This window comes from Streptomyces sp. NPDC018019 (assembly GCF_044327805.1).
GTDB lineage: Bacteria > Actinomycetota > Actinomycetes > Streptomycetales > Streptomycetaceae > Streptomyces.
The window spans coordinates 53,589-67,851 of sequence record NZ_JBIRGD010000019.1; the positions used below are offsets into that span (position 1 = coordinate 53,589).

The following is a 14,263-nucleotide window of genomic DNA, read 5'->3' on the forward strand; positions in this document are numbered from 1 at the left end:
CGCCGTGCGCGGCCCCGGCCGGTACGGAGGGCGGCCGGCCGTCAGCGCATCAGCACCCCGGCCTCCTCGCCCGTCGCCTGTGACGGCACCGCCAGCAGCCCCATCTCGGCGGCGGACGCCAGCAGCCGGTGCGCGGGCAGGACGCGGACCGTATAGCCGAAGGAGCCGGTCCGGTCCAGGGCGAGCGGCCCCTCGTAGAGCCAGCGGCCTTCCAGGTCCGGGCCGCCGGTCGGCTTGAGCGGCACGGTCGTCGCATCCGTGATCCGGTCCGACTCGTCCACCCGGCCCGAGACGACCTGCACCTCCACATCGTCCGGGGCCAGCTCGCCGAGCGTGACGCGTACCCGCAGCGCGAGCGTGGCGCCCAGTTCGGCGCTGCCGTTGGGCGGGCCGCCCGGCACGCCGGCCGGCTCCGCGCGCTCCACCGCGAGCGCCCCGGTCTCCACGTGGTCCACCGCGACCTGCGGCCACGCGGCCCGCACCCGCGCCTTCCACGCCGCCAGTTCGGTCGCGGCCTGCGGGGTCAGTGCCCGCTGGGCACGGGCGGCGGGCGCGTACAGCCGCTCCACGTACTCGCGCACCATCCGGCCCGCCAGCACCTTGGGCCCCAGATTGACCAGCGTCTGCCGGACCATCTCGACCCAGCGCTGCGGGACGCCGTTCGCGTCGCGGTCGTAGAAGCGCGGGGCGACCCGCTGCTCCAGCAGCTCGTAGAGGGCGTTGGCCTCCAGGTCGTCGCGCCGGTTCTCGTCGGTGGCGTGGCCGTCGGCGGTCGGGATGGACCAGCCGAAGTCCGGCTCGTACCACTCGTCCCACCAGCCGTCCAGCACGGACAGGTTGAGGCAGCCGTTGAGCGCCGCCTTCATGCCCGAGGTGCCGCACGCCTCCAGCGGGCGCAGCGGGTTGTTGAGCCAGACGTCGCAGCCGGGATAGAGCTTCTGCGCCATGGCCATGCCGTAGTCGGGCAGGAAGACCAGCCGCTGCCGTACGCGCGGGTCGTCGGCGAAGCGCACCAGCTCCTGCACCAGGCGCTTGCCGCCGTCGTCGGCCGGGTGGGCCTTGCCCGCCACCACGATCTGCACCGGCCGCTCGCGGTGCAGCAGCAGCTCCATCAGCCGGTCGCGGTCGCGCAGCATCAGGGTGAGCCGCTTGTAGGAGGGCACCCGGCGGGCGAAACCGATGGTCAGCACGTCCGGGTCGAGCACACCGTCGATCCAGCCCAGTTCCGCGGCGCCCGCGCCGCGCTGCCGCCAGGAGACGTGCAGCCGGCGCCGTACCTCCTCCACGAGCTGTTCGCGCAGCACCCGCCGCAGGTCCCAGACGTCCGCGTCCGGGATGTCGGCCACCGCCGACCAGCGCCGCGAGTCGCCGACCGACAGCGCGTCCTCGGTGCGGCCGGCCCCGATCTGCCGCGCGCCCAGCCGGAAGACCTCGGGCGCCACCCAGGTCGGGGCGTGCACGCCGTTGGTGACGGAGGTGATCGGCACGTCCTCCGGGTCGAAGCCCGGCCACAGCCCGGCGAACATCTCCCGGCTGACCCGGCCGTGCAGGGTGGAGACGCCGTTGGCGCGCTGGGCCAGCCGCAGGCCCATCACCGCCATGTTGAAACAGTTCGGCTCGCCGCCGGGGTAGGTCTCCAGGCCGAGCGCGAGAATCCGCTCGACGTCGATGCCGGGCAGCTCCGCCGCCGGGCCGAAGTGGCGGGCGACCAGTTCGCGGTCGAAGCGGTCGATGCCCGCGGGGACGGGGGTGTGGGTGGTGAAGACCGTGCCGGCGCGGACGGTCTCCAGGGCGCCGTCGAAGCCGAGCCCGACCGGCCCGCCGGCCTCGCCGGGGCCGCCCTCCCGGCCGGCGTCCGCCAGCTCCCGGATGCGCTCCAGGCCCAGGAAGCCCGCGTGTCCCTCGTTCGTGTGGAACACCTCGGGCGCGGCGTGGCCGGTCAGCCGGCAGTACGTCCGTACGGCGCGGACCCCGCCGATCCCCAGCAGCATCTCCTGCAACAGGCGGTGCTCGCTGCCCCCGCCGTAGAGCCGGTCGGTCACATCCCGCTCGCCCGGCGCGTTCTCCTCCACGTCGGAGTCCAGGAGCAGCAGCGGCACCCGCCCGACCCGGGCCACCCAGACGAGCGACCGCAGCCGGCGCCCGCCGGGCAGCGCGAGCGCGACCTGCGCGGGCGACCCGTCGGCCTCCCGCAGCAGGTCCAGCGGCAGCTCGTTGGGGTCCAGCACCGGGTAGTGCTCCTGCTGCCAGCCCTCACGGGAGAGCGACTGGCGGAAGTAGCCGTGCCGGTAGAGCAGGCCGACACCGATCAGCGGTACGCCGAGGTCGCTGGCGGCCTTGAGGTGGTCGCCGGCGAGGATGCCGAGGCCGCCGGAGTACTGGGGCAGGGCGGCGGTGATGCCGAATTCGGGCGAGAAGTAGGCGACGGCCTCGGGCAGCCGCCCGTCCCGGCCGCTCTGGTACCAGCGCTGCCCGGTGAGGTAGTCCTGCAGGTCGTCGGCGGCGGCGCCGAGCCGGCGCAGGAATCTGCGGTCCCCGGCCAGTTCCGCCAGCCGCTCGGCGGAGACGGTGCTCAGCAGCCGTACGGGGTCCAGCCCCGCGCGGCGCCGGCCGGCGGGTGCTATGGCGTGGAACAGTTCGCGGGTCTCGGGGTGCCAGGACCAGCGCAGATTGCGCGCCAGGTCGCTGAGGGGTCGCAGGGGCTCCGGGAGGACGGGGCGCACGGTGAACCGACGAATGGCCTTCACGCTACGACGGTAGCGGCGCGGGGCCCGCCGGTTCGCCCGGTAGCCCGCAATCCGTACGGATCCGGCCGCCAACTGCCGTGCTCCGGCCGTCGCTTGGCCCGTCACCCGTTCGGCCGAGCCGGGCCCCCGGAGGACGCTTTCCGGCCGTCCCGGGACCCGGCGCGGCGCACCGGACCGGCCGGGATGCGGCGCATCCCTCCCCCGGCCCCACCCACCTCTTGCGGCCGATATGGCCGGTTCCACACCCTCGTGCACTCTTGTACGGGCTCGCGCCGGGCGGAAGGCTGCGGTGTGGCGCCGCCGGCACGGGTGCGACGGTACCCGGCTCCCGTACGCAACCCCGGTGGTGTCCCGCCGAGTTGAGGAGGGGAACGGGACACATGTCACCGATACGGACCCGCCGCGGGGGCCCGGCCGCGGCCGTCGCCGCGGCCGTGCTCGCGGTCGCCGCCCTGCCCGCGCACGCCGCCCCGCCCGGCCCGGGAGCGCCGGCCGCCGCCACCGGGGCCGCCCCGGCGCGCGGCGGCTACATCGTCACCCTGGCGTCCGGGCCCGGGAAGGTGCGGGCGGCGTCCGCGGCGGGCCGGGCCCTGGCGGCGCGGTACGGGGCGCGGATCAGCCACACGTACCGCACGGCGGTCAACGGCTTCGCCGTACGGGCGACCCGGGCCCAGGCGCGGCGGCTGGCCGCGGACCCGGCAGTCGCGTCCGTGACCCGCGACCGGACGGTCTCGCTGGACCGTACGCAGCGCAACCCGCCGTCCTGGGGTCTGGACCGTCTGGACCGCGCGGGCCTGCCGCTGGACCGGTCCTACACGGCGCCGCCGTCGGGCGGTAGGGGCGTGACGGTGTACGTGCTCGACACCGGCGTCCGCACCACGCACCGGGACTTCGGCGGCCGGGCCCGCAGCGGCTGGGACTTCGTGGACGGCGACGCGGACGCCGGCGACGCCAACGGCCACGGCACGCACGTCGCCGCGACGGCCGCGGGCACCCGGTACGGCGTCGCCAAGCGAGCCCGGGTGGTCGGCGTACGCGTCCTGGACCGTACGGGCCGGGGCACCACCGCGCAGGTCATCGCCGGGATCGACTGGGTGGCCCGGCACGCGCGGCGCCCGGCGGTGGCCGTCCTCAGCCTGGGCAGCGCGCCCAGCCCACAGCTCGACCAGGCGGTACGCAGCGCCGTCGCGTCCGGCGTCACCGTCACGGTCGCGGCCGGCAACAACGGGCGGCGGGCCGGGGCCTCTTCGCCGGGGCGGGTGCGCGAGGCGCTCACGGTGGGGGCGAGTGACGCCCGGGACCGGCGGGCCGCGTTCTCCAACTGGGGCGCGGAAGTCGACCTGTTCGCACCGGGTGTGGACATCACGTCGGCGTGGCACTCGGGAGACACCGCGCAGCGGACCCTCTCCGGCACGTCCATGGCCGCTCCGCACGCGGCCGGCGCGGCTGCGCTCTACCTGTCGTCCCATCGGCGGGCCGGACCGAAGGAGGTGCACCACGCGCTGGCCGCCACCGCGGCCCGGCACCGGATCACGGCGGCGGGCCCCGGCTCACCGACCGCGTTGTTGCAGGTCAGAACCCGTTAGCGGAATGTGGGCGGCACCGGCCGCCGGCCCGGTGCCGACGGACCGCGGCCGCCCGCCCGGGGGTGCCGGCGCCCCCGCCGGGCGCGGGACGGGCCCGGGTCATATTCCGTTCCACGGTTACGTGCCGGTAGTGCGCGGACGGCCGGATTGCCCGACCGCGCGCCCCGGGAAGGCTTTGGCGGTACCGTCCCCGCGCATCGCGCCGCACGGCTTCCCGCACGCCCCATCCGCCAACCGAGTGAAAGCGGACAGGAGAGCCCATGCCCGCAGCCCGTCCAACTGTCGCGAAAACGATAGAAAGGCCAGAATCCAGTAGTACATCCCAACCGTCAGGTGACCCCATGATCGGCCGCATCCCCGTGCTGGACCTCCACCCGCTGATCGACTGCGGCCGGCGCCCGGCGAAAGCGGTGGTCGGCGAGACCTTCGAGATCTCGGCCACCGTCTTCCGCGAGGGCCATGACGCGGTCGCCGCCAACGTCGTCCTGCGCGACCCCCTCGGCCGGCCGGGGCCCTGGACCCCCATGCGCGAACTGGCGCCCGGCACCGACCGCTGGGGCGCCGAGGTCACCCCGGACGTGGAGGGCCGGTGGACGTACGGCGTCGAGGGCTGGTCAGACCCGGTCGGCACCTGGCGCCACCACGCCGGCATCAAGATCCCGGCCGGTATCGACACCGAACTGGTGCTCGCCGAGGGCACGGTGCTCCATGAACGCGCCGCGGAGCAGGTGCCGAAAAGAGACGGCCGGGAAGCGGTGCTGGCCGCCGCGGACACCCTGCGCGACACCCGGCTGCCCGCCGCCACCCGGCTGGCCGCCGCGCTCGCCCCCGAGGTCACCGGCGCCCTCGACCGCCACCCGCTGCGCGAACTGGTCACCGCCTCGCGCACCGCGCCCCTGCTGGTCGAGCGCCGCCGCGCGCTGTTCGGATCGTGGTACGAGCTGTTCCCGCGGTCGGAGGGCGCGGTGGTGCGCAAGGGCGCGGCGCCGGTCAGCGGAACGTTCCGGACGGCCGCCGAGCGGCTGCCGGCGGTCGCCGCCATGGGCTTCGACGTCGTGTACCTGCCGCCCGTGCACCCGATCGGCACGTCCTACCGCAAGGGACCCAACAACGCGCTCTCCGCCGGGCCGCACGACGTCGGGTCGCCGTGGGCCATCGGCTCGGCCGAGGGCGGGCACGACGCGCTCCATCCGGACCTCGGCACCTTCGAGGACTTCGACCACTTCGTGCAAACGGCGCGCGACCTGCGCATGGAGGTGGCACTGGACTTCGCCCTCCAGTGCTCGCCGGACCACCCCTGGGTCACCGAGCACCCCGAGTGGTTCCACCACCGCGCGGACGGCTCCATCGCCTACGCCGAGAATCCGCCGAAGAAGTACCAGGACATCTACCCCCTCGCGTTCGACGCCGACCTGGGCGGCCTGGTGCGGGAGACGGAGCGGCTGCTGCGCTTCTGGATGGAGCGCGGGGTGCGCATCTTCCGCGTCGACAATCCGCACACCAAGCCGGTGGTCTTCTGGGAAAAGGTCATCGCGGACGTCAACCGCACCGATCCGGACGTCATCTTCCTGGCCGAGGCGTTCACCCGGCCCGCCATGATGCGCACGCTGGCCCAGATCGGGTTCCAGCAGTCGTACACCTACTTCACCTGGCGCAACACCAAGCACGAGCTCACCGAGTACCTCACCGAGCTGTCGCGCGTATCGGCCTCGTACATGCGGCCGAATTTCTTCGTCAACACGCCGGACATCCTGCACGCCTATCTCCAGCACGGCGGACGGCCCGCGTTCGAGGTACGCGCGGTGCTGGCCGCCACCCTCTCCCCGACGTGGGGCGTCTACGCCGGATTCGAGCTGTGCGAATCGACGCCGGTACGAAGTGGCAGCGAGGAGTACCTGGATTCCGAAAAGTACCAACTCAGGCCCCGGGATTGGGAGACAGCGGGCCGCCAGGGCCGTACGATCGCACCTCTCATCACCGCACTGAACCGCTTGCGACGCCGCCACCCGGCACTCCAGCAGCTGCGCAACCTCCATTTCCACGCCGTCGACAACGACGCCGTTCTCGCCTATTCCAAGCGGGCCGGGAACGGTGCCGGCGCCGACACCGTGCTCACCGTCGTCAACCTCGACCCGCACCACACCCACGAGGCGACGGTGTCGTTGGACATGCCGGAACTCGGCCTCGATTGGCACGATTCCGTCCCGGTGCGCGACGAGCTCACCGGCGAGACCTACCACTGGGGCAGGGACAACTATGTGCGCCTCGATCCGGGCCGCTCGCCGGCCCCCGCGCACCTGCTCTCCCTGCGACCGTCCTCACCGATCGGAGGGTCACCCAATTGATCGTCAACGAGCCCGTCCCGGACAAGTTCGAGGACACCCCGGCCAAGGACCGCGATCCCGACTGGTTCAAACGGGCCGTCTTCTACGAGGTCCTGGTCCGCTCCTTCCAGGACAGCAACGGTGACGGCATCGGCGACCTCAAGGGCATCACGGCCAAACTGGACTATCTCCAGTGGCTCGGCGTGGACTGCCTGTGGCTTCCGCCGTTCTTCAAGTCGCCGCTGCGGGACGGGGGTTACGACGTCTCGGACTACACCGCCGTGCTGCCGGAATTCGGGGACCTGGCGGACTTCGTGGAGTTCGTGGACGCCGCGCACCAGCGCGGGATGCGGGTGATCATCGACTTCGTCATGAACCACACCAGCGACCAGCACCCGTGGTTCCAGGAGTCCCGCACCGACCCGGACGGGCCGTACGGCGATTACTACGTCTGGGCCGACGACGACAAGCAGTACCAGGACGCGCGGATCATCTTCGTCGACACCGAGGCGTCGAACTGGACCTTCGACCCGGTGCGCAAGCAGTACTTCTGGCACCGCTTCTTCTCCCACCAGCCGGACCTGAACTACGAGAACCCGGCCGTCCAGGAGGAGATGCTCTCCGCGCTGCGCTTCTGGCTCGACCTGGGGATCGACGGGTTCCGGCTGGACGCGGTCCCGTACCTGTACGCCGAAGAGGGCACCAACTGCGAGAACCTGCCCGCCTCGCACGCCTTCCTCAAGCACGTGCGGGCCGAGATCGACGCGCATTACCCGGACACGGTGCTGCTGGCCGAGGCCAACCAGTGGCCGGAGGACGTCGTCGACTATTTCGGCGACTACTCCAAGGGCGGGGACGAATGCCACATGGCGTTCCATTTCCCGGTCATGCCGCGCATCTTCATGGCGGTCCGTCGGGAATCGCGCTACCCGGTCTCGGAAATCCTGGCCAAGACCCCGGAGATTCCGGCCAACTGCCAGTGGGGCATCTTCCTGCGCAACCACGACGAGCTGACGCTCGAAATGGTCACGGACGAAGAGCGCGACTATATGTATGCGGAATATGCCAAGGACCCGCGCATGCGGGCCAATATCGGCATCCGCCGCCGGCTGGCCCCGCTGCTCGACAACGACCGCAACCAGATCGAGCTGTTCACCGCGCTGCTGCTGTCGCTGCCCGGCTCGCCGATCCTGTATTACGGCGACGAGATCGGCATGGGCGACAACATCTGGCTCGGTGACCGGGACGCCGTCCGCACCCCGATGCAGTGGACCCCGGACCGCAACGCCGGATTCTCCTCCTGCGACCCCGGCCGGCTCTTCCTGCCGACCATCATGGACCCGGTCTACGGCTATCAGGTCACCAACGTCGAGGCGTCGATGTCCTCGCCGTCGTCGCTGCTCCACTGGACCCGCCGCATGATCGAGATCCGGAAGCAGAACCCGGCCTTCGGGCTCGGCACCTACACCGAACTCCCCTCGTCCAACCCCGCGGTGCTGGCCTTCCTGCGCGAATACCAGGACGACCTGGTGCTCTGCGTACACAATTTCTCGCGTTTCGCGCAGCCCACCGAACTGGACCTGCGGACATTCAACGGCCGCCACCCGGTCGAGCTGATCGGCGGCGTCCGTTTCCCGCCCATCGGGGAATGGCCCTATCTGCTGACCCTGGCCGGGCACGGCTTCTATTGGTTCCGGCTGCGGAGGGGGGCGGTCTAGGGGCCCCACCGGCGTCCGGCCGGGGCGGCGGAAAACCGCCGCCCGTATCCGCCCGCGCAGCGGGTACGGGCGTTTTCCGACCGCCCCCACGGGCAGTCTCCCTACTACCGCACGGGCCGGGTGAGCCAGCGCCGAAACCCCGGTGTCAGGGGTAATCCCCACGGACGCCGCTGCCGTACGGACGATCCTCACCCGACACGTCCCGCACCGCCGCACAGTCAAGGCCGCATTCCGGGACACTTTGCCCTATCTGTCGTGTGCCCGGGGAAAGGACGCGACGCCATGTCGGAGACCGCCTCGACCCGTGCCATCCGCAGTTCGCATGACCGCCTCTCGATCACCGCGCCCGCGCTGTTGTCCTCCCTCGTCCCCCTGCTGACCGAATGGCTGCCGCGGCAGCGGTGGTTCGCCGGCAAAGGGCGGCCGCTCACGGGGTTCCAGCTGGTGTCGGCGACCGAGCTGCTGCCGTGCGCCGCGGGTGGCGCCACACCGGGACTGCTGCACCTGCTCGTACGGGCCCAGCAGTCGGCGCCTCCTCCAGGGGCCCCGCAGCCGGATCCGGCGGAGGGCCCCGCCGAAACGGCAGCCGGGCCGCCCGGGGGGCCGACGGCCGCCCCGGACTGCTACCAACTCCTGCTGGGCGTGCACAGCGCGCTGCCGCCGCAGCTCGCCCCCGCCATGATCGGCCGCCCCGGCAGCGGCCCCCTGCACGGCCGTACGGTTTACGACGCCCTGCTGGACACGCGGCTGTGCGCGCTCCTGCTGGAGCGGCTGCGCGTGCCGGGGCGGCTCGGCGGGCTGCGGTTCTGCCGGGTGCCCGACAGCGCCATCTCCTCCGGCATGCCGGCCCGCCCGGTCACCGCCGAGCAGTCCAACTCCTCGGTCATCTACGGAGATTCGTACATCCTCAAGATCTTCCGGCGGACCGCGCCCGGCCTCAACCCGGACCTGGAGCTGCCGCTGGCGCTGGCCCGCGCCAAGTGCGGCCGGGTCCCGGCCCCCGCCGCCTGGTTCGAGACCGACCCGGGGCCCGACGAGGGCGAGCCGGTGACGCTGGGCGTGCTCCAGCCCTACCTGAGCGGCTCGGCCGACGGCTGGCAGCTGGCCCTCAACGCCCTCGCCGTACAGGCCGACTTCACCAGCTCGGCGCGGGCGCTCGGGCACGCCACCGCCGAGGTGCACACCGCGCTGGCCGAGACGCTGCCCACCACCGAGCTGCGCCGCCCCCAACTCGACGCCATCGCGGCCCGGATGAACGAGCGGCTGGTGGCCACCGCGCGGGTGGTGCCCGCCCTGCGGCCGTACTGCGCGCGGCTGCGCACCGCCTTCGACGAGCTGGCCGCCCTCGGGCACGACGGCCGCGCCTGGCCCGCCCAGCGCATCCACGGCGACCTGCACCTGGGCCAGACGCTGCGGACCGCCGACGAGGGCCGCTGGTCGCTGATCGACTTCGAGGGCGAGCCGTCCCGGCCGCTGGCCGAGCGGCGCCGCCCGCAGCCCGCGGTGCGGGACGTGGCGGCCATGCTGCGCTCCTTCGACTACGCGGCGCGCAGCGGCCCTTCGGGCGGCGACCCCTGGTCGCTGGAGTGGGCGCGGCGCACCCGGGCCGCCTACTGCCTCGGGTACGCGGAGGCCGGGGGGCTCGATCCGCGCTCGGCGCCCGAGCTGATGCGCGCGTACGAGACCGACAAGGCGGTGTACGAAGTGCTGTACGAGGCCCGCCACCGGCCGAACTGGCTGCCCGTACCGATGGCCGCGGTGCGGCGGCTCGCCGGGGCGCAGGCGTCCCGGGGCGCCACCGGCGCCGACCCCGGCACGGGCCCGGACCTGGATGTGGCCGATGGGCGCGCATGAAACGGCGGGAGCGGGCCACCCGCAGCTCTACGGAGCACCAGCATCGGCGGGTGCGGCACCGGCGGCACCGCCCGCGGGCCCGGTACGTCCGGTACACCCGGTGCGCGCCGGACTCCCGCACCCCGGACACCTCAGACACCACCTGAGACAACCCTGATACCTGCCATCTGGCCGAGGAGGCTCCTCTCGTGACCGCCCGTTCGTCGTCCCGCCGCCCATCGCAAGAACCCGCGCCCGCCCGTGGCACGGCCGTCCGGGGTACGCCCCCGGAGGCACCCGCCGGCCGGTCCGGTGTCCCGGCGACCTTCCTGCCGGGGCGTGATGAGCCTGCCGGACCCGGCGGAACCGCCTCGCCCGACCGGACCGCCGAGACGCGTGAGACCGAGGGGGCCGGTGAGGCCGCCGAGCGGCCACCGCACCAGCGCGACCACGGCGAGCCCCTGCCGGAGCCGCCCGCCGGCGCGCGCCCGGACGGCGCGCGGACCGACGGCGCGCGGAGCGGCCCCGCCCCCGACCCCAGCGGCGGGAGCCGGGGCGTGCGGACCGCGCCGCCGCTCGACCCCGAGGACCGGGACCGGCTGCTGTCCGGCGCCCACCACGACCCGCACGGCCTGCTCGGCGCCCATCCGGTGCGCGGCGGGGTGCTCTTCCGCACCCTGCGCCCGTACGCGAAGGGCGTCACCGTCCTCGCCAAGGGCCTGCGCGCCGACCTGCACGACGAGGGCGACGGCCTGTTCGGCGGCGTCCTGCCGCTGTCCGCGGTGCCCGAGTACGAGCTGCTGGTCTCGTACGACGACAACGACGTGACCGTGCACGACCCGTACCGCTTCCTGCCCGCCGTCGGCGAACTGGACCTGTACCTGTTCGGCGAGGGCCGCCACGAGGAGCTGTGGCAGGCGATGGGCGCCTGGCCGATGGTCCACCAGGGCGTCACCGGGACGCGCTTCACCGTCTGGGCGCCGAACGCCCGGGGCGTGCGTGTGGTCGGCAACTTCAACTACTGGGACGGCACCGGCTTCCCGATGCGCTCGCTCGGCTCGTCCGGGGTGTGGGAGCTGTTCCTGCCGGGGCTGGGCGAGGGCGAGCTGTACAAGTTCGAGATCACCCGGCCGGACGGGACGAAGACGCTGCGCGCGGACCCGATGGCGCGCCGTACGGAGTGCCCGCCCGCCAACGCCTCGGTCGTGCACGCCTCGCACTACCGGTGGCAGGACGCGGCCTGGATGGAGCGGCGCACCGAGCGGCCGGTGCACGAGGCGCCGTTCTCCGTCTACGAGGTGCACCTCGGGTCGTGGCGCCCCGGCCTGACGTACCGTCAGCTGGCGCAGCAGCTGCCCGCCTACGTCAAGGACCTGGGCTTCACCCACGTCGAGCTGATGCCGGTCGCCGAGCACCCCTTCGGCGGCTCCTGGGGCTACCAGGTCACCGGCTTCTACGCGCCGACCGCCCGGATGGGCACCCCCGACGACTTCAAGTACCTGGTCGACGCGCTGCACCGGGCCGGGATCGGGGTCCTGATGGACTGGGTGCCGGCGCACTTCCCGCGCGACGACTGGGCGCTGGCCGAGTTCGACGGACGGCCGCTGTACGAGCACGAGGACCCGGCGCGGGCCGCGCACCCCGACTGGGGGACCCTGGAATTCGACTACGGCCGCGCCGAGGTGCGCAATTTCCTGGTCGCCAACGCGGTGTACTGGTGCGAGGAGTTCCACATCGACGGGCTGCGGGTGGACGCCGTCGCCTCGATGCTCTACCTCGACTACTCCCGCGAGAGCGGCGAGTGGACGCCCAACGTGCACGGCGGCCGGGAGAACCTGGACGCGGTCGCCTTCCTCCAGGAGATGAACGCGACCGTCTACCGGCGCTGCCCCGGCGTGGTCACCGTCGCCGAGGAGTCCACCGCCTGGGACGGTGTCACCCGGGCCACCCACCACGTGGGGCCCGGCGGCTTCGGCGGGCTCGGCTTCGGGCTGAAGTGGAACATGGGCTGGATGCACGACTCGCTGGGCTATGTGAGCAAGGAGCCGGTGCACCGCAAGTACCACCACAACGAGATGACGTTCTCGATGGTGTACGCGTACTCGGAGAACTACGTGCTGCCGATCTCCCACGACGAGGTGGTGCACGGCAAGCGGTCGCTGGTGTCCAAGATGCCCGGCGACTGGTGGCAGCAGCGGGCCACGCACCGGGCGTACCTCGGGTTCATGTGGGCGCACCCGGGCAAGCAGCTGCTGTTCATGGGGCAGGAGTTCGCGCAGGGGGCCGAGTGGGCGGAGGGCCACGGGCCGGACTGGTGGCTGCTGGACCCGTCGTACTCGGCCGAGCCGGACCACCGCGGTGTCCGGGACCTGGTGCGCGACCTGAACCGCCGGTACACGGACACGCCCGCGCTGTGGGAGCAGGACACCGTGCCGGAGGGCTTCTCCTGGATCGTCGGGGACGCCGGTGAGGACAACGTCTTCGCCTTCCTGCGCTGCGGCCGGGACGGTACGCCGCTGCTGGCGGTCTCCAACTTCTCGCCGGTGGTGCGGCACGCGTACCCGCTCGGGGTGCCGGAGGGCGTGCCGGCCTGGCGGGAGGTGCTGAACACGGACGATGTCCGGTACGGCGGGAGCGGGGTGGGCAACCCGGAGCCGCTGGTGCCCGACGCGTCCGTCCCGTGGCACGGGCGGCCGGCGTCGATCACGCCGGTACTGCCGCCGCTGGCGACGGTCTGGCTGCGGCCGGTGTGAGCGGGCGGTCCGGGGCCGCGGCGCCCGGGACCGGACGGGACGAGACCGGACCGGACCGGCTCAGCGGCCCATGGCCCGCCGCCACCCGTCCAGGAAGGGCGCTTCGGCCGGGTCCGGGCGGTCGCACGCGTTCAGCACGCGGTGCCAGTACGGGTAGTAGGCGGGCAGCTGGGAGAGTTCGGTGAGCCGGGTGGTCGCGGCCTCGCTCAGGCGCAGTGCGGTGGCGGCGAGGTCGTCGCGCAGCTGCTCCTCGTCGCGGGCGCCGATCACCAGGCCGGTGACGCCGGGCCGGCCGAGCAGCCAGGCGAGCACGACCCGCGGCACGGACGTGCCGTGGGCGTCGGCGATCCCGGAAAGGGCTTCGATGATGTCGTAGGCCCGCTCCTTGTCGACCACATGCGGCTCGGGCCAGTCGGTGCCCTGCCGGGTGGTGGCCGGCACCTGCTGCCCGCGCCGCACCTTGCCGCCGAGCAGGCCCTCCCCCAGCGGGCTCCAGACCAGGGTGCCCAGGCCCTGGTCCAGGGCGGCCGGGAGGATCTCGTACTCCGCCTCGCGGGCCTCGGGCGTGTAGTAGACCTGCTGGGCCACCGGCGCGACCAGGCCGTGCAGCCGGGCCGTGTACAGCGTCTTCATGATCTGCCAGCCGTTGAAGTTGGAGATGCCGACGTAGCGGACCTTGCCGTCGGCGACCAGCCGGTCCAGGGCGGTCAGGGTCTCCTCGACCGGCGTCTGGCCGTCCCACTGGTGCAGGTACAGCAGGTCCAGGTGGTCGGTCTGGAGCCGGCGCAGGCTGCGCTCGACCTCGCGCAGGACGCTGTACGCCGACGCACCGCCCTCGTTCGGCCCGTCGCCCACCTGCATCCGGACCTTCGAGGCGAGCAGGACGTCGTCCCGCCGGCCGCGCAGCGCCTCGCCGGTGATCTCCTCGGCCTGTCCGAAGGAGTACATGTTCGCGGTGTCGATCATGTTCACGCCGGCGTCCAGCGCGATGTCGAACAGCCGGCGGGCCTCGTCCACGCCGAGCCCGCCGATCTGCGCGAACTGCTCCCCCGCGCCCACGTTGAGGGTGCCGAGCACGAGCCGGGACACCTTCAGACCGGACCGCCCGAGCGTGCGGTACTCCACGGTTCCTCCTCGGTCGACGGCACGGACGACGACGCGGACGACGTCCGCGATCAACCGTAGGCGCGGGGCCGGGGGAACGCACGGCGGGCCGGGCGTGGCATGGCCCGGGAGACGCACGGGCCGGACATGACGTGGCCCAGGGGACGCACGATGGTCCGGGCGTGGCGTGGCCGCGTA

7 protein-coding genes are annotated in these 14,263 nt (G+C 73.1%); 5 read left to right on the forward strand and 2 right to left on the reverse strand.

Annotated elements, in window-relative coordinates; genetic code table 11:
• Positions 1-41: 41 nt before the first annotated feature.
• Complete coding sequence (gene glgP, locus ACH4FX_RS28180; protein WP_398483554.1) at positions 42-2,747, reverse strand: alpha-glucan family phosphorylase; 2,706 nt, start codon at positions 2,745-2,747, stop codon at positions 42-44.
• Between the two features lie 380 nt (positions 2,748-3,127).
• Here glgP and ACH4FX_RS28185 point away from each other — a divergent pair, with 380 nt between their 5' ends.
• The 5 genes from ACH4FX_RS28185 (at position 3,128) to glgB (ending at position 12,961) form a co-directional block, all read left to right on the forward strand.
• Positions 3,128-4,333, forward strand: a complete 1,206-nt coding sequence (locus ACH4FX_RS28185) for a S8 family peptidase (protein ID WP_398483556.1) — start codon at positions 3,128-3,130, stop codon at positions 4,331-4,333.
• Positions 4,334-4,674: 341 nt separating this feature from the next.
• On the forward strand, positions 4,675-6,678 hold the full coding sequence (locus ACH4FX_RS28190; protein WP_398483558.1) for a maltotransferase domain-containing protein: 2,004 nt from the start codon (positions 4,675-4,677) through the stop codon (positions 6,676-6,678).
• A complete protein-coding gene (treS, locus tag ACH4FX_RS28195; RefSeq protein WP_003982225.1) occupies positions 6,675-8,375 on the forward strand; it encodes a maltose alpha-D-glucosyltransferase in 1,701 nt (566 codons plus the stop codon). The genes ACH4FX_RS28190 and treS overlap by 4 nt, the downstream gene beginning before the upstream one ends.
• Before the next feature lie 282 nt (positions 8,376-8,657).
• Positions 8,658-10,229 (forward strand): phosphotransferase, encoded by a 1,572-nt coding sequence (locus tag ACH4FX_RS28200; protein WP_398483560.1) that lies wholly within the window; start codon positions 8,658-8,660, stop codon positions 10,227-10,229.
• A gap of 188 nt (positions 10,230-10,417) precedes the next feature.
• A complete protein-coding gene (gene glgB / locus ACH4FX_RS28205; protein WP_398483562.1) occupies positions 10,418-12,961 on the forward strand; it encodes a 1,4-alpha-glucan branching enzyme in 2,544 nt (847 codons plus the stop codon).
• 60 nt (positions 12,962-13,021) lie between these two features.
• Here the strand turns inward: glgB and ACH4FX_RS28210 are convergent, their stop codons facing one another.
• Positions 13,022-14,086 carry an aldo/keto reductase gene (locus tag ACH4FX_RS28210; RefSeq protein WP_398483564.1) on the reverse strand — a complete coding sequence of 355 codons (1,065 nt, stop codon included), beginning with the start codon at positions 14,084-14,086 and terminating at the stop codon, positions 13,022-13,024.
• Positions 14,087-14,263: the final 177 nt, after the last annotated feature.

Coding starts and splice junctions, on each gene's coding strand:
- ACH4FX_RS28200 (WP_398483560.1), top strand. CDS start 8,658: ATGTCGGAGACCGCCTCGACCCGTGCCATCCGCAGTTCGCATGACCGC.
- ACH4FX_RS28185 (WP_398483556.1), top strand. CDS start 3,128: ATGTCACCGATACGGACCCGCCGCGGGGGCCCGGCCGCGGCCGTCGCC.
- ACH4FX_RS28190 (WP_398483558.1), top strand. CDS start 4,675: ATGATCGGCCGCATCCCCGTGCTGGACCTCCACCCGCTGATCGACTGC.